At 67.5% G+C, this 15,081-nt stretch carries 13 protein-coding genes, 3 tRNA genes and 1 riboswitch; of the genes, 10 read left to right on the top strand and 6 right to left on the bottom strand.

The genetic code is table 11. From position 1 onward, the window contains the following. Nucleotides 1-6: 6 nt before the first annotated feature. Nucleotides 7-255: a hypothetical protein gene (locus tag ACWCO2_RS27540; protein ID WP_450130675.1), complete on the bottom strand. Its 249-nt coding sequence runs from the start codon at nucleotides 253-255 to the stop codon at nucleotides 7-9. A gap of 143 nt (nucleotides 256-398) precedes the next feature. Beyond that, complete coding sequence (locus tag ACWCO2_RS27535; protein ID WP_450130674.1) at nucleotides 399-1,187, bottom strand: alpha/beta hydrolase family protein; 789 nt, start codon at nucleotides 1,185-1,187, stop codon at nucleotides 399-401. Between the two features lie 207 nt (nucleotides 1,188-1,394). Between ACWCO2_RS27535 and ACWCO2_RS27530 the strand changes: the two genes are divergently transcribed. From ACWCO2_RS27530 to ACWCO2_RS27510, 5 genes are all read left to right on the top strand, one after another. Beyond that, nucleotides 1,395-2,129, top strand: a complete 735-nt coding sequence (locus ACWCO2_RS27530; RefSeq protein WP_450130709.1) for a hypothetical protein — start codon at nucleotides 1,395-1,397, stop codon at nucleotides 2,127-2,129. A 178-nt stretch (nucleotides 2,130-2,307) separates the two neighbouring features. Then, nucleotides 2,308-2,544, top strand: coding sequence for a hypothetical protein (locus ACWCO2_RS27525; RefSeq protein ID WP_450130673.1), 237 nt, complete (start codon nucleotides 2,308-2,310; stop codon nucleotides 2,542-2,544). Between the two features lie 41 nt (nucleotides 2,545-2,585). Further along, nucleotides 2,586-4,223 (top strand): AMP-binding protein, encoded by a 1,638-nt coding sequence (locus tag ACWCO2_RS27520; RefSeq protein ID WP_450130672.1) that lies wholly within the window; start codon nucleotides 2,586-2,588, stop codon nucleotides 4,221-4,223. Nucleotides 4,224-4,271: 48 nt separating this feature from the next. Beyond that, on the top strand, nucleotides 4,272-4,913 hold the full coding sequence (orn, locus tag ACWCO2_RS27515; RefSeq protein ID WP_450130671.1) for an oligoribonuclease: 642 nt from the start codon (nucleotides 4,272-4,274) through the stop codon (nucleotides 4,911-4,913). Between the two features lie 113 nt (nucleotides 4,914-5,026). After that, nucleotides 5,027-5,102, top strand: a tRNA-His gene (locus ACWCO2_RS27510). A 206-nt stretch (nucleotides 5,103-5,308) separates the two neighbouring features. Here ACWCO2_RS27510 and ACWCO2_RS27505 read toward each other — a convergent pair. Next, on the bottom strand, nucleotides 5,309-6,448 hold the full coding sequence (locus tag ACWCO2_RS27505) for a L,D-transpeptidase (protein WP_450130708.1): 1,140 nt from the start codon (nucleotides 6,446-6,448) through the stop codon (nucleotides 5,309-5,311). A 336-nt stretch (nucleotides 6,449-6,784) separates the two neighbouring features. Between ACWCO2_RS27505 and ACWCO2_RS27500 the strand changes: the two genes are divergently transcribed. Both ACWCO2_RS27500 and ACWCO2_RS27495 read left to right on the top strand, forming a co-directional pair. Continuing rightward, nucleotides 6,785-6,857, top strand: a tRNA-Lys gene (locus ACWCO2_RS27500). Nucleotides 6,858-6,940: 83 nt separating this feature from the next. Beyond that, nucleotides 6,941-7,013, top strand: a tRNA-Lys gene (locus tag ACWCO2_RS27495). A 219-nt stretch (nucleotides 7,014-7,232) separates the two neighbouring features. On the opposite strand, the gene ACWCO2_RS27490 is transcribed toward ACWCO2_RS27495, so the two are convergent. Then, on the bottom strand, nucleotides 7,233-7,868 hold the full coding sequence (locus ACWCO2_RS27490) for an alpha-ketoglutarate-dependent dioxygenase AlkB family protein (RefSeq protein WP_450130670.1): 636 nt from the start codon (nucleotides 7,866-7,868) through the stop codon (nucleotides 7,233-7,235). A 135-nt stretch (nucleotides 7,869-8,003) separates the two neighbouring features. Here ACWCO2_RS27490 and ACWCO2_RS27485 point away from each other — a divergent pair, with 135 nt between their 5' ends. Next, nucleotides 8,004-8,942, top strand: coding sequence for an ABC transporter substrate-binding protein (locus tag ACWCO2_RS27485; RefSeq protein WP_450130669.1), 939 nt, complete (start codon nucleotides 8,004-8,006; stop codon nucleotides 8,940-8,942). A gap of 248 nt (nucleotides 8,943-9,190) precedes the next feature. Here ACWCO2_RS27485 and ACWCO2_RS27480 read toward each other — a convergent pair whose 3' ends face one another. Further along, nucleotides 9,191-10,213: a glycoside hydrolase family 3 protein gene (locus tag ACWCO2_RS27480; RefSeq protein WP_450130668.1), complete on the bottom strand. Its 1,023-nt coding sequence runs from the start codon at nucleotides 10,211-10,213 to the stop codon at nucleotides 9,191-9,193. Beyond that, nucleotides 10,137-10,610: a glycoside hydrolase family 3 N-terminal domain-containing protein gene (locus ACWCO2_RS27475; RefSeq protein WP_450130667.1), complete on the bottom strand. Its 474-nt coding sequence runs from the start codon at nucleotides 10,608-10,610 to the stop codon at nucleotides 10,137-10,139. Before ACWCO2_RS27475 ends, ACWCO2_RS27480 begins: the two co-directional genes overlap by 77 nt. 105 nt (nucleotides 10,611-10,715) lie before the next feature. After that, nucleotides 10,716-10,930: riboswitch (cobalamin riboswitch) on the top strand. A gap of 114 nt (nucleotides 10,931-11,044) precedes the next feature. On the opposite strand from ACWCO2_RS27475, the gene ACWCO2_RS27470 reads away from it, so the two are divergent. Both ACWCO2_RS27470 and ACWCO2_RS27465 read left to right on the top strand, forming a co-directional pair. Further along, a complete protein-coding gene (locus tag ACWCO2_RS27470) occupies nucleotides 11,045-13,429 on the top strand; it encodes a ribonucleoside-diphosphate reductase subunit alpha (protein ID WP_450130666.1) in 2,385 nt (794 codons plus the stop codon). 148 nt (nucleotides 13,430-13,577) lie between these two features. Next, nucleotides 13,578-14,654 carry a ribonucleotide-diphosphate reductase subunit beta gene (locus ACWCO2_RS27465; protein WP_450130665.1) on the top strand — a complete coding sequence of 359 codons (1,077 nt, stop codon included), beginning with the start codon at nucleotides 13,578-13,580 and terminating at the stop codon, nucleotides 14,652-14,654. The last annotated feature ends 427 nt before the right edge of the window (nucleotides 14,655-15,081 follow it).

Raw genomic sequence — 15,081 nt, 5'->3', positions numbered from 1 at the left:
GGGCCATCAGTCGATGAGCCCCACCACCGCACCGGCGCTGAGCGCCTCACCGGCCCGCACCTGGTGCCAGAGCGTCCCGGTGGCCAGCGCCGACACCCACCCGACGACCTCGCCGTCCATTCCGACCTCGGCCAACCGGTCGCCGACGTGCACGGCGCTCCCATCAGCGGCCAACCACCGCACCAGCACCCCGCGCACCGGAGCCAGCCCCACCACCGGACGACGCCGCAACTCCGGAAACACCAACTCGGTCATCTGCGCACCCTCCGCAAACAACCCAGGATCACCCCGGCCGTCCGCAGCGACAAGGAGCGCGAAACCGAACACACCCAATGGCCCACGGTCAACCGGACCGAACATGCACATCGATCAGGTCAACGACCTGCGGAAACGGCGATCTACGAGAGATGGCGGCGGAACCACGAGGTCAGGCCGTCGTCCACCTCGCGGGCCAGCGGTAGCTGCGGTGCGGGCTCGATGCCGGGCTCATCGGCGAGCGCATGCGCCAATCCGGGGATGGACAGCAGTTCGGACCGCTCCCCCACAGCGTCGACGAGGCGCGACGCGTCGGCGCGCAGCGGTGGGGCGTCGAGCTCACCGCTGACGACCAGCAGCGGCGCGCGCTCGGCGATGGTGTCCGCCTTGGCGATGAAGTCCAGGCTGTCGGCAGCCCGAGCGGATTCGGCGTCGTAGGAGTACTCGCCCGGGAACATGTCGACGACGGTCCGGATCCGGATGGCGGAGTTCACGACAGCGGCGGCGAAGACGGGAATCCCGGTGTCGGCCAGGATCCGCAGCGCGACGGCCCCACCGAGCGAGCCGCCGAGCACACCGATCGGGCCGTCGTCGACCGGCAGCTGCGCACGGATCGATTCCAGCGCGGCCGGGAACTCCTCGCTCGCCTGCTGGACGAACGGGTGGAACACCGACATCAGCGGATCCTCGCGGAGCAGCGCCAGACCGGCATCCATGCTGCCGTCGACCATGCGCGCCCCGCACATCGGCATGCCGAGATGCACTCGCCACGCGGGCACGTCGTGCATCGGCAGCGCAGCGGCGAACGCGGCGTCCGACCTCGGCGCGTCCAGCATGTGCCAGGTGACGATCAGCGGAGCCGGACCGCCGGTGGCCGGCGGCAACGCGGTGAACGGCACGCCTGCGGCGGTGCCTGTGATCGGTGAGCTCATGCGACCACGGTATGGCCGCGACCACACCCCTGCGCTCGTTTGCGCAGTCAGCGAAATCAGCACACCGGCCGACCGGATCACGCGTGCTCATCACGACCGGAAGCGCAATCGGGGCCCGAAGAACGGACGAAAGCGATCGAATTCACACAGCGAAGGGGCCCACCGGTGGGCAAGGGGACCCTTCGTGGAGGACTAAGCTCGGTGACGATGGAAACCACGACCGATGCTCCGAGCTTCGCCCGTTCCCGGCGGCCCCGCCGACCGGAGGATCCCGCGCGGATCTGGGCTCCGCTGGCGGACCTGACCGAAGCCGCGGTCGCCGCGGCCGGATCCGGGACCGTGGCGATCACCCGCGGCTTCGACCGCAACAGCCGACTGCGCGCCAAGGCGCTGCGCGATCTGCTGGACCAGCGCGACGTCCCCGCGATCGAGGTGACTCCGGCGGTGGGCAGCGACCGGCTGCTGGCCGACGTCGACGTCACCGCGGTGGTCAACCTGATCGGTGCCGAGTCGTGGCAGCCGTACCGCATCGCCGCGCAGCTGCGCGCCCCGGTGCTCAGCCCGAAGCCGGGCGAGACCGCGGGCGAGCCGGTCACCCGCGACGTGATCGCGCTGGCCGGTGACTCCGGCAGGCGCGACGTGGCGCTCTCGCACATCGCGGTGCGCTCCGAGGACCCCGCCGGTCAACTGACCCTCACCTACAACGGCGAGCAGCTGACCGTCACCGGCGGCTGGCTGACCGTGGCCGTGCAGGGGCACGAGCTGCAGGTCCAGGTCGGTGGCGCGGACATCGCCGAGCAGGCGATCATCACCGCCGAGCTCCGGGTGGAGACGGCCGAAGCGCCGCACCGCCTGGTGCGCGACGAGCTCCCGATTGCCGACTTCGAAGGCGCGGTCACCTTCACCGCCGAGCCCGAGGGCTTGGTCGTCCGACCGGTCTGATCACCCCGATCACCATGCGGCGCCGGGCAGATGCCCGGCGCCTTTTTGGTACCCGAACTGGGCATTTTGGAATATTCCGGAAAAACCCGATGAACCGCCGTCACGTCCGGTTCGCTGCGCCGTCCCTCGATCAACACCGCGCGGTAGGCGCGAACTGCACCAGGGGAGGCCGGGAATCGTGGAGCCCATCAAGGAGTGGCACGTGAGCTGCCGCGATGTCGCCGGGAGGCGGCGGGACTTGTCGGTGTTCATCAACCAGGGGGACGTCGTGCTGGTGGCGCCCCCCGGCGAGACTGCGGTGCTCTCGCCGCTGGAGGTCGGGCGGTTGCGGGCCGTGCTGCGCGACGCTGTCGTCTCGGCCGCCGATCAGGACCGACCGGGACGGCCTCTTCCCAGTACCGATCTGTTTGGGTAAGTATCTACTCTCGGGTAGCTCTGCGACCGAGAGGTGGATGCGTGAGCGTGTTGAGGCAGCGGACCGGGGCCGTGCTCCATCGCGTGGTGCCGGGCTTGCGCACGTCGTTCATCCTGGCCCAGCAAGGCGTCATCCGCCCGCTGCGGCCGGACAAGGTGCTGCGGATCATCCGCGCCTGGCGCCGCTGGGGCATCACCCCGCCGCTCGGCTTCGCGATCGGCGCCGTGCGCCACCCGGACCGCCCGGCGGTGATCGACGAGCGCGGCGCGTTGAGCTACGCCGAGCTCGAGCAGCGCACCTCCCGGCTGGCCAACGGCCTGCGCAAACGCGTCAAGCGCGGCACCCGCATCGGCATCCTGTGCCGCAACCACCACGGACCGGTCGAGACGATTGTGGCCGCGGCCAAGCTCGGCGTGGACGTGGTGCTGCTCAACACCGGTTTGAGCGGCCAGCAGCTGTCCGACGTGATCGCCCAGCAGCAGGTCGGCGTCCTCGTCCTGGACGCCGAGTTCCGCACCCAGCTGCCTGAACTGCCCGACGAGGTCGACCAGGTGCTGGCCTGGACCGACGGCACCACCCGGCGCGACACGCTGGAACACCTGATCGCCACGTCCTCGCCGCGACGCCCAGCCAAACCGCGCCGGCACGCCCGGATGATCGTGCTGACCTCCGGCACCACCGGCACGCCCAAGGGTGCGCGTCGACCGGACCCGCCCAGCCTGAACCCGGCCGCCTCGATCCTGTCCCGCCTGCCGCTGAACAACGGTGAGCGGGTGCTGGTCTGCGCGCCGCTGTTCCACACCTGGGGCCTGGCCGCCTTCCAGCTGGGCGTCGTGCTCGGCGCGACGCTGGTGCTGCGCCGCAAGTTCGAACCCGAGCAGGCGATGGCCTCCGTGCAGCGCAACCAGATCACCGCGCTGTTCGCGGTGCCCGTGATGCTCCAGCGCCTCCTGGACCTGCCCGAATCGATCCGCGACCGCTACGACCACAGCACGCTGCGGATCGTGGCGAGCAGCGGTTCGGCGCTGCCCGCCGACCTGGCGACCAAGTTCCAGCGCGCCTTCGGCAACGTGCTCTACAACCTCTACGGCTCGACCGAGGTCTCGTGGGTCAGCATCGCCAACCCGAGCGACCTGCGCGCCGCACCGGGCACCGCGGGCCGTCCGCCGCGCGGCACGACGGTGCGCATCCTCGCCGAGGACGGCAGCCAGGTGAAACGCGGCGAGACCGGGCGCATCTTCGTCGGCAACGACATGCTCTTCGAGGGCTACACCAATGGCGGACGCCGGGAGGTCGTCGACGGTCTGATGTCCACCGGCGACCTCGGGCGCACCGATTCGTCCGGTCAGCTGTTCGTCGTCGGCCGCGAGGACGACATGATCATCTCCGGTGGCGAGAACGTCTACCCCCAGGAGACCGAGGACGCCATCGGCCGCTTGCCGGAGGTGTCCGAGACGGCCGTCATCGGCGTCGACGACCCGGACTTCGGCCAACGGCTCGCCGCGTTCGTGGTGCTTCGCCCGGGCCACGAGCTCGACGCCGAGCAGGTGCGCGACCGGGTCCGCGACCGGCTGTCGAAGTTCGCGCTGCCGCGGGACGTGATCTTCCTGGACGAGCTGCCTCGCAATGCCACCGGCAAGGTCGTGCCCCGCGAACTTCGCGAACGGCTCGGAACATGACCTGGACGGATGCACGATCACACCTCGTGGCGAGCTAGGCTGCCTCGGGTGAACGACCGTCTAGTGTGGATCGACTGCGAAATGACCGGTCTCGATCTCAGCAAGGACGCGCTGATCGAGATCGCCGCCCTGGTCACCGATGCCGACCTGAACATCCTCGGCGAAGGCGTGGACATCGTCATCCACGCAGATGACGAAACCCTGGCCGGGATGCCCGACGTGGTCCGCGACATGCACGAGCGCTCGGGTCTCACCGAAGAGGTGCGCCAATCCTCGGTGACCCTGGCCGAAGCCGAACAGCAGGTGCTGGACTACATCCGCCAGTACGTCCCGGACGGGCGCTCGGCTCCGCTGGCGGGCAACTCCATCGCGACCGACCGGGGCTTCATCTCCCGCGACATGCCGCGGCTGGACTCCCACCTGCACTACCGGATGGTCGACGTGTCGTCGATCAAGGAGCTGTGCCGGCGCTGGTACCCGCGGATCTACTACGCGCAGCCTGAGAAGGGCCTGGCGCACCGCGCGTTGGCCGACATCCGGGAGTCGATCCGCGAGCTCGCCTACTACCGGCGCACCGCGTTCGTCCCGCAGCCCGGACCGTCCAGCGAACAGGCCCAGGCGGTCGCGGCGGAGCTGTTGAACGCCGACAACGCGCAGGCCGGCGATCAGCAGCCCGAAAACGGCCGCTGACCAGCGACGAGGCCGTTAACCGGAGCCCGCGGAAAACCGCGTGACAGCGCACGCTAGTATATGAGCGTTGCTTCGGAGGGCGGCCTTGATGAGGTCGGCTCGGAGCGGCCGAGGTGGGTGTAGCTCAGTCGGTAGAGCACTGGGTTGTGGTCCCAGGTGTCGCGGGTTCGATTCCCGTCACTCACCCCAAATGCGAATGAGGCCTGATTCCCCGCGAATCAGGCCTCATTCGCATTTCCGGTCCTGAACCAACGAGCCTTTCTCATCCTGGCCGGCCTGCGACCGCGAAGCACCACCCGCACCGCCACGCAAAACGAGAATGGAAAAAACCTCAATGGATGTGAAAAGGGCCCCGCTCGCTGGAGCGGGGCCCTTTTCGGTCGGTCAGCTGCAGGTCACCTGTTGCCCGCGACCCACTGGTCCCACGGCACCTGCCAGTCCCCGAAGCCGTCCCAGGACTTCAGGTCCGGGCCACCGGAGTTGGTGATCTCCACGACGTCGCCCTTCTTGAGCAAGTCGAAGATCCACTTGGCGTTGTCCATGCTCATGTTGATGCAACCATGGCTGACGTTGCGATGCCCCTGATCGGCCACCGACCACGGCGCCGCGTGCAGGAACTCGCCACCGTTGGAGATCCGGACCGCCCACTGCACCTCGGTGCGGTAGCCGCCCGCGTCGATCGGCAGCCCGAACGTCGAGGAGTCCATCACCTTCGTGGAGTGGTGCTCGGTGACCACGTGCACGCCGTTGTTGGACGGGAAGGACGGCTTGCCCAGCGCGACCGGCATCGTCCGGATCACCTGGCCGTTCTTCTCGATCGACATCTGGTGAGAAGCACCGTCGGCCTTCAGGACCACCGCGTCGCCGATCGTGATCGTCGCCTTGCGGTCCTCCTGCCCCCACACGCCGTTGCCCAGGTCGCGCCCGAAGACGTCGGCGTTGATGGTCACCTTGGTGCCCGGCTTCCAGTACTCCTTCGGCCGCCAGTGCACCTCGCGACTGTTGAACCAGTAGAACGCGCCCTCGACGGCCGGCTCGGTCTGGATCTTGATCGCTTCCTCGGCCTTGGCCTTGTCCGGCGCCGGAGCGTCCTTGCTGAAGTAGAACGCCAACGGCTGCCCGATCCCGACGGTCTGCCCGTCGAGCGGGTTCATCGACACGTAGCTCTGCTCGCCCGGCGACACCGTGGTGAACGTGGCCTCCTGAGTTATCCCCGGCCCGCTGGCGCCCTGCGCCGTCACCACCAGCGTGTAGGTCTTGTCATAGCCGAGCTTCTCCCCCGCGGTCCAGCTCGCGCCGTCCTCCGCGATGGTGCCGGGCACCGGCTCGCCATCGGCGTTGGTCAGCTCCGCCTTGACGATCCGCCCGTTGGTCGCCTTCGCCGTGATCGGCCCGGCCGGGGACACGTCCTTCGCCCCGTTCGGCGGCGCCAGCTCCAGCATCGGCGCCGGCGGCACATCGTCGGACGATCCCGCGTCCGAACCAGTCCCGCTACAACCCGCGACCAACAGCGCCACAACGCCGAAGATCAACATCGTCAACAGCCGTGAAACCCTCTCGGGACCCCCGACCGGATTACGCCACTCCCTCATGAGCAACAGTCCGTCCGCTTAGAAGCACCACTAACCCCTGTGAACAGTGTGCCGCAAGGCTCCTACAGGTGACACAGAGACCACGCAAACACACAGGGTGATCCGCGCAGGCAGTTCACCCTTCCAACAGACGCGAAGCCCCACCCCGAGGTTGCCTCGCCAAGTCGACCAACCCCGCGGGACCCACGAACCCACCCCCCGTTCAAGTCCCTCCGGAGCCGTGCTAATCTTTTCCCCGTCGCCAGGGAGACCAACGCGGAAACCCGAAACGACAGGCCAGCGCCAATAGCTCAACTGGCAGAGCAGCTGACTCTTAATCAGCGGGTTCGGGGTTCGAGTCCCTGTTGGCGCACTCGGCACAGCGAGATGCCCTGCTCATGCAGGGCTTTCACTTTGTCACCGGGAAACCGAAGAGGGAACCCGACAACTAAACCAGCGCCAATAGCTCAATTGGCAGAGCAGCTGACTCTTAATCAGCGGGTTCGGGGTTCAAGTCCCTGTTGGCGCACTCGATATTGTGGAACGCCCTGCTTACGCGGGGCGTTTCGCCATTTTTGTATCTCGTCATTACTTTGGGGGGGTCGACCCCCCAAGCCCCCCACGGTGCGGGGTTGCTTCTCGGACGTACCTCACCATGGGTGGTGTACCCGGCCTGGGTAGTCCTTGTGACGACAACCTGGCTCGGAGTGGGTTGTTGCCGTGGGCGCCTTTTGATCTTGAGTGGCGGCTAGGTGAGGCCTGAGGTTCTGAGGGTGATGTTCAGGCGGCCTTTTTTCATTCCTGTTTCTGGGGTTTTTGCTGGGGTTGTTCTTAGGACTCCGTGGTAGGCCAGGCGGGTTGGGCCTCCGAAGACGAAGAGGTCACCTGAGGACAGGGTGATGTCCTTGTACGGTTTGTTCCTGTTCTTCGTGTTTCCGAAGCGGAAAAGGCAGTCGTCTCCGAGGCTCAGGGAGACCACCGGGGCGTTGCTGTGCTCGTCCTTGTCCTGGTGCATGCCCATCTTGGCCGTCTCGTCGTAGAAGTTGATCAGGGCTGTGTCCGGGGTGTAGTCGGTGTCCGGTTGGTCGTAGACGTCCGCTACTGCCCTGCGGCCCAGGTCTGCTAGCCAGGCTGGGAAGGGGGTTACCGGGGAACCGTCGTCCGTTGTCTTCGAGTAGCGGTACGGGGTCCAGTGCCAGCCGAGGCAGACCGTTCGGACCGACATCACTCCGCCGCTGGGGAGCTTCGGTGAACGCATTCCTGCCCTCGCCCACTCTCGGCAGGCTTGCACCAGGTCGCGTTGTTCTTCCAGGGTCAACCAGTCCGGGATGTGGACTGCTCCTGGGGCGATCTCCGCTCGGGTGCGCGGAATCAGCGAATCCATCGGCGCTCCTGTTCGCTCATGACTCGATACTGGCAGTTCTCGCTGGTCGTGAGGACCGTCTCAGCACTGGATCACGCAGGTTAATCAGGTTAGGCTCACCGAACTTCGACATCTAGTGAACAGGTAGGAAGCACCATGCACCGTCCTCGTCGACTGCTCGCGGCGATCATCGCCGTGCTCGCTCTCGGCAGCGTCACAGCGTGCGGCACGCCTGCACCCGACCAGCCCGCACCGGACGGCGAGGGGCGCGTCGTCACGCACGCGATGGGGCAGACGACGATCGTCGGCACCCCGCAGCGGGTCGTCGTGCTCGACACAGGCGAACTCGACGCGACGCTGGCGCTGGGCGTCAAGCCCGTCGGCACCGTGCTGCCCGACGCCAACAAGTCCCTGCAGCCCTACCTGGCCGACAAGGCCGGCGACATCGAGATCGTCGGCACCATCGGCTCCCCCAACCTGGAGAAGATCGCCGCGCTCAAGCCGGACCTGATCCTGTCCAGCAAGGTCCGCGACGAGGAGAACTACGAGGCGCTGAGCAAGATCGCGCCGACGGTGTTCGCCGAAACCGTCGGCAAGACCTGGAAGGAGAACTTCCTGCTCGACGCAGACGCGCTGGGCAAGAAGGCCGAGGCGCAGCAGATCCTCGACAGCTACCAGCAGCGCGCCGCCGAGATCGGCAAGCAGGTCGGCGACCCGGCCGCGCAGCGGATCAGCATGCTGCGGTTCATTCCCGGCGACATCCGGATCTACGACAAGGGCTCGTTCATCGGCACGATCCTCGCCGACACCGGTTTCAGCCGCCCGGCCAATCAGGAGATCGACCAGACCCACACCAAGATCAGCCGCGAGCAGATCTCCCAGGCCGACGGCGACCGGCTGTTCTACGCGGCCTACGGCGACAGCGCCAAGCAGCAGATGAACGACGTGGTCAACTCGGTGCAGTGGACGACCCTCGGCGCGGTGCGCGAGGGCAAGGCCGTCGAGGTCCCCGACGACACCTGGTTCCTCGGCCTCGGCCCCATCGCGGCCAACCTGGTCCTCGACGACCTCCAGAAGTACCTCACCCAGCACTGACCCCCACCGCGCCCGGGTCCACCTGTCCCGACACACCCGGGCGCGGTGGGAGGTAGGCGATTTCAATGGAAATCGGACGTCTGATTTCCATTGAGGTTTTTCCAGGCTCGTTTTGCGTGGCGGTGCGGGTGCCGGTTGCGGGGGTGGGCTATGCGCCTGCAGCGCATGCGACCCTCGACGCGCGGCGCCGTCGTGCTTCGCGGTCACAGGCCAGACAGGATGAAAAGGCTCATTGGAATCGCGGCGGATCAGCGCGGAGCGATCAGGCGGAGGTCTGCGACGCTGCTTCCGATGCGGAGCTCGTCGAAGCCCGGTTCGACGTCCACGTTCACCGTGACCTCGGTTCCTGCGTCGGCCTCGACGACGGCGAAACCCGCGAGGCGCAGCGGATCCGCGGCATAGACCTGGACGACTTCGCGACCGGCCCGGTCACCGGTGTTGCGGAGCTTCACCCGCACCACGTTGTCGTCGACCGCAGCTTCCAGATACTCCCACGTGGTGTAGCCGAGCCCGTATCCGAAGTGGAACGCCGGCGTCGCACCGCGATCCAGGTAGGCGCGGTAACCGACTGAATTTCCCTCGTCGTAGCGGAGTTCGCCGTCCACCGGCTGCACCGCGGGAAGCGGCACCGGGACGTCGGCCAGCGCCGCCGGGAAGGTGGTCGGCAACCGACCGCCCGGCTCCGCTCGCCCCAGCAGGACGTCTGCGAGCGCGTCGCCGTACTCCTGGCTCCCGAACCACGTCCACAGCACCGCCGGAACTTCGCCACTCCACGGCATGAGCACCGGCGCTCCGGCGTTGACCACCACCACGGTGTTCGGGTTCACCGCCAGCACCTCGCGGACCAGTTCGTCCTGCGCGCCCGGCAGATCCAGCGAACTCCGGTCCCGTCCCTCGGTCTCGACCTCGTCGTTGGTGCCGACCACCACCACCGCGACATCGGCGCCTCGGGCGACCGCGAGCGCCGCGGCGAGCTCGCTCGCGTCGTCCCACTCCCGCGCCCGGTGGCCGAGCTCGACCGAAACCAGGCCCGCGGTGTTCTCCGGGGTGAAGTCCACGGTCAACGCCATCTGCCCCGACGAATCCAGGTCCGAATCCACCAGCACGACGTTGAACCGCTGCTCCGGCGGTTCCAGCAGGTCCGCCAGCAGGTCGTCGACATCCGCCGTGCGCGCCACGTCCGCCGCCAGCACCTCACGGCCCGAGACCTCGGCCCGGAAGTGCCCGGTGCCGTTCACCCCGAACACGTGCTCGCCGAGTTCCGCGCTCACATTCGCCCGCAACCGCAACGACTTCGCCCCATGCGGCAACCCGGACATTCTCGAAGTGCCTGCCGCCGAACGGACTCCGGTGCACGTTCACCGTCGGCGCCAGCACCACGTGCGCACCCCGGCGACGCGCCTCGTCGCCGAACAGCTCCCCCGCCGCCCGGGCCGCTGTCCGGTCCCAAGTGGCCCCCATCGCGGACGCCACCGGCAGCAGCAGCGACGTGTCGCTCTCGTCCCACTCCGTTCCGCGCACCCCGTTCGGACCGTCGGAGAGCACCATCGAGCGCAGTCCGACCTTCGGCATAGGATGCGACGTCCAGAAGCTGGCGCCGGTCAGCAGCCGGGCTTTCTCCGCCGTGGTCAGCTCCTCCAGCAACGACCACAGCTGCGCCTCGTCCACGGGCAACCCCTTTCGGCAGGCTCCGGTCGCAAGTTTCTGCCACCCGGCCGGGGAGCACAACACGCCGATATCTGCCCATTCACATCAGCCCCAAACCCAACATGTAGTGTGTCGCTCGCTGGTGGTTCACCGGAGCGATCTGGTGAGGCAAGAGGGAACCCGGTGCGAATCCGGGACTGCCCCGCAGCGGTGAACGGGAACGACCGTCGTGACCTGACCGCCCATTCCGGGCGGCGGTAGAGCACTGGGCCAACGCCTGGGAAGCCACGACCAGTAGGCCGCCCGTGAGTCCGAAGACCTGCCACCGGTGCACGCGACAAGGCGTGCTGTCCGGGGCCTCGAGGGCGGGTCCGCGTGGACGATCGGCGGCGCTCGTCGCCTTGGTCTTCTCGCGCGCGCTCGTGGTCCGCAGAGCTCGCGAGGGGAGAGAGCCAGTGACGGCCACACTCAACGACTGGACCGAGGTGTCCACCACGGTCCACCAGGCATGCGCCGGATTGTCCGGCGTGTCCGCTGAAGCCGTGCTCGACGAGGTGCGGCGCACCGGCTACGCGGGGATCAGCGACGACGAGCTCTCGCTGGCCCAGATCATGGCTGCCCGCACCCTGATCGAGACCGAACCGAACTACTCGCAGGTCACCGCCCGCCTGCTGCTGAACCGGATGCGCCGCGAAGCGCTGGAGTTCCTCGGCGTGGAGCCGGACTCGGACTACGCCGAGCACTTCGCCGAATACGTGCGCCGGGGGGTGGTGCTCGAGCAGCTGGACCCGGAGCTGGCGAACTTCGACCTTGACCGCCTGGGCCGCGCGCTGAAGCCCGAACGCGACCTGGAGTTCGGCTTCCTGGGTCTGCAGACCCTCTACGACCGGTACTTCCTGCACGAGGGCGGCGTGCGCTTCGAGCTGCCGCAGGCCTTCTTCATGCGGGTGGCGATGGGCCTGGCGCTGCGCGAGGACGACCGCGAAGCCCGCGCGATCGAGTTCTACCAGCTGCTGTCGTCGTTCGACTTCATGTGCTCGACGCCGACGCTGTTCAACGCCGGCACCACCCGCCCCCAGCTGTCCTCGTGCTTCCTGACCACTGTGGACGACGACCTGTCCGGCATCTTCCACTCGATCAGCAACAACGCGCTGCTGTCGAAGTACGCCGGCGGCCTCGGCAATGATTGGACGCCGGTGCGCGGCATCGGCGCGCACATCAAGGGCACCAACGGCAAGTCGCAGGGCGTGGTGCCGTTCCTGAAGATCGCCAACGACACGGCGGTGGCGGTCAACCAGGGCGGTAAGCGCAAGGGCGCGGTCTGCGCCTACCTGGAGACCTGGCACATCGACGTCGAGGAATTCCTCGACCTGCGCAAGAACACCGGCGACGACCGGCGCCGCACCCACGACATGAACACGGCGAACTGGGTGCCCGACGAATTCCTGCGCCGGGTCGAGGCCGACGAGCAGTGGACGCTGTTCTCCCCCGACGAGACGCCGGACCTGCACGACCTCTACGGCACGGCGTTCGCCGAGCGCTACCGCGCCTACGAGCAGGCCGCCGATCGCGGTGAGATCGCGGTGTTCAAGCGGGTCCGCGCGGTCGAGCTGTGGCGGCGGATGCTGACGATGCTGTTCGAGACCGGGCACCCGTGGATCACCTTCAAGGACCCGTGCAACCTGCGGTCCCCGCAGCAGCACTCGGGCGTGGTGCACTCCTCGAACCTGTGCACCGAGATCACCCTGAACACCAGCGTCGACGAGGTCGCGGTGTGCAACCTCGGCTCGATCAACCTGGCACACCACGTGACGGCCGACGGGATCGACGCCGAGCGCCTGGAGCGCACCACCCGCACCGCGGTCCGGATGCTGGACAACGTCATCGACATCAACTTCTACACGATCCCGGAGGCCCGCCGGTCCAACCTGCGGCACCGGCCGATCGGGCTGGGGCTGATGGGCTTCGCCGACGCGCTGTTCGTGCAGCGCATCGCGCCGTCGACGCAGGACGCGGTGGAGTTCGCCGACCGCAGCATGGAGCTGATCAGCTACCACGCGATCAGCGCGTCCAGCCAGCTGGCGGCGGAGCGCGGCCGCTACGAGACCTTCGACGGGTCGCTGTGGAGCCAGGGCGTGCTGCCGATCGACTCGCTGGAGCTGCTCGCCGAAGCCCGCGGTGGTGACATCGACCTCGACCGTTCGTCCACCATGGACTGGGCGGCGCTGCGGGAACGCGTCGTCCGCGACGGGATGCGCAACTCCAACGTGATGGCCATCGCGCCGACTGCGACCATCGCCAACATCTGCGGCGTCAACCAGTCGATCGAGCCGGTCTACCGGAACCTGTACGTCAAGGCGAACATGTCCGGCGACTTCACGGTGGTCAACCCGCACCTGGTCGCCGACCTCAAGCGCGTCGGGCTGTGGGACGAGGAGATGGTCGCCGACCTGAAGCTCCACGACGGAAGCCTGCTGCCGATCGACCGGATCCCGCAGGAGCTCAAGGAGCTCTACGCCACCGCATTCGAGATCGAGCCGCACTGGCTGGTCGACGCCGCGGCGCGCCGGCAGAAGTGGATCGACCAGGCCCAGTCGCTGAACCTCTACGTCGCCGCCCCCAGCGGTCGCAAGCTCGACGAGCTCTACCGGCTGGCCTGGCGCAAGGGCCTCAAGACCACGTACTACCTGCGCTCCACCAGCGCGACCCACGTGGAGAAGAGCACCCTGCGCGGCACCGACGGCAAGCTCAACGCCGTCCCGACCACGCCCACCGCGATCCCGACCACGACCGGAGTGGCCTGCTCCGTCGAAGACCCGGACTGCGAAGCCTGCCAGTGACGTCCCGGGGGATGGTCAATTCCGCGAGAAATTGACCATTCCCTCTCCCGACCGCCACCCCTACGGTGGCGCTTCGCGCCGCTGTCATCTAGGCCCGGGTGAACCTGGCTCTCCTCCTGAACCGAACTTCCTCCTGGAGCACCACGGCATGACCTCCCTGCAATCCTCCTCCGCCTCCGCCGGGCTCGGCGAGATCGACCGCTCCGGCGGGCGCGTCGACGTCAGCGAGAAGGCGATGATCAACGCCCGCGCCGACGTCAACCAGCTGCTGCCGCTGAAGTACGGCTGGGCGTGGGAGAAGTACCTCGCCGGCTGCAACAACCACTGGATGCCCACCGAGATCTCGATGCAGGCCGACATCGCGCTGTGGAAGTCCACCGACGGACTCAGCGACGACGAACGGCTGATGCTCAAGCGCAACCTCGGGTTCTTCGCCACCGCGGAGTCCCTGGTCGCCAACAACATCGTGCTCGCGGTCTACCGGCACATCACCAACCCCGAATGCCGCCAGTACCTGCTGCGCCAGGCCTTCGAGGAAGCCGTGCACACGCACACCTTCCAGTACATCTGCGAGAGCCTCGGCCTCGACGAGGGCGAGCTGTTCAACATGTACCGGGAGATCCCGTCGATCTCCGACAAGGACGCCTGGGCGCTTCAGTACACCCAGAGCCTGGAGGACCCGGACTTCGCGACCGGCACCACCGAGGCCGACCAGGCCTTCCTGCGCGACCTGGTCGCGTTCTACGTCATCTTCGAAGGCATGTGGTTCTACACCGGTTTCGCGCAGATCCTGGCGCTGGGCCGGCGGAACAAGATGGTCGGCATCGCCGAGCAGTACCAGTACATCCTGCGCGACGAGTCGATCCACCTGAACTTCGGCATCGACTGCATCAACCAGATCAAGTTGGAGAACCCGCACCTGTGGACCCCGGAGTTCCAGGTCGAGGTCCGCCAGATGCTCACCGAGGCGTGCGGACTCGAGATCGCCTACGGCCGCAACACCATGCCCCGCGGCATCCTCGGCATCAACGCCGATCTGTGCGCCCAGTACATGCACTTCATCACCAACCGCCGCTGCGACCAGCTCGGCCTCGAGCCGGTGTTCCCGGAGACGGAGAACCCGTTCCCGTGGATGTCGGAGGCGATGGACCTGAAGAAGGAGAAGAACTTCTTCGAAACCCGGGTCATCGAGTACCAGTCCGGAGCATCCCTCTCCTGGGACTGACCCCCTGAGCTGAATGGCCCGGCCGTCTGGCCGGGCCATTCGCATATCCAGGGCCGGATGGCCGTGAGCGAACCCACCGATCCGGGCAAGCCTGCTGCTGGTCTGCCCGGGGTGCCAGAACGTACACGACGACGCTCAACAAGGGCGTCAACGAGTTCACCCTGTTCTTCATCCCGCTGTTCCCGACCAGCAGCCGCTATGCGCCGACCTGCACCTGGCGCGGCACGACCTCGCCGATCAGCAAGGAAGAGGTCGAGCAGATGCGGACCCAGCTCCAGCCAGCGCAGCGCTGACCCGACGTTGTCCCGCAATCCGCGGGGCCACCCTCCCCGAAAAGTTCTGGAAATGCGGGAAGGGGCTCCTTCCACCCGGTAGTCCGGATGGAAGGAGCCCCTTCCCGTGAATAGTGTGTCGGCGGTGTCTTACT

The organism is Saccharopolyspora sp. NPDC002376, from assembly GCF_053593195.1.
This window is presented reverse-complemented; position numbering and strand designations above follow the sequence as displayed.

Coding starts and splice junctions, on each gene's coding strand:
- ACWCO2_RS27485 (WP_450130669.1), top strand. CDS start 8,004: ATGCACCGTCCTCGTCGACTGCTCGCGGCGATCATCGCCGTGCTCGCT.
- ACWCO2_RS27465 (WP_450130665.1), top strand. CDS start 13,578: ATGACCTCCCTGCAATCCTCCTCCGCCTCCGCCGGGCTCGGCGAGATC.
- ACWCO2_RS27535 (WP_450130674.1), bottom strand. CDS start 1,187: ATGAGCTCACCGATCACAGGCACCGCCGCAGGCGTGCCGTTCACCGCG.
- ACWCO2_RS27530 (WP_450130709.1), top strand. CDS start 1,395: ATGGAAACCACGACCGATGCTCCGAGCTTCGCCCGTTCCCGGCGGCCC.
- ACWCO2_RS27505 (WP_450130708.1), bottom strand. CDS start 6,448: ATGTTGATCTTCGGCGTTGTGGCGCTGTTGGTCGCGGGTTGTAGCGGG.
- ACWCO2_RS27490 (WP_450130670.1), bottom strand. CDS start 7,868: ATGGATTCGCTGATTCCGCGCACCCGAGCGGAGATCGCCCCAGGAGCA.
- ACWCO2_RS27540 (WP_450130675.1), bottom strand. CDS start 255: ATGACCGAGTTGGTGTTTCCGGAGTTGCGGCGTCGTCCGGTGGTGGGG.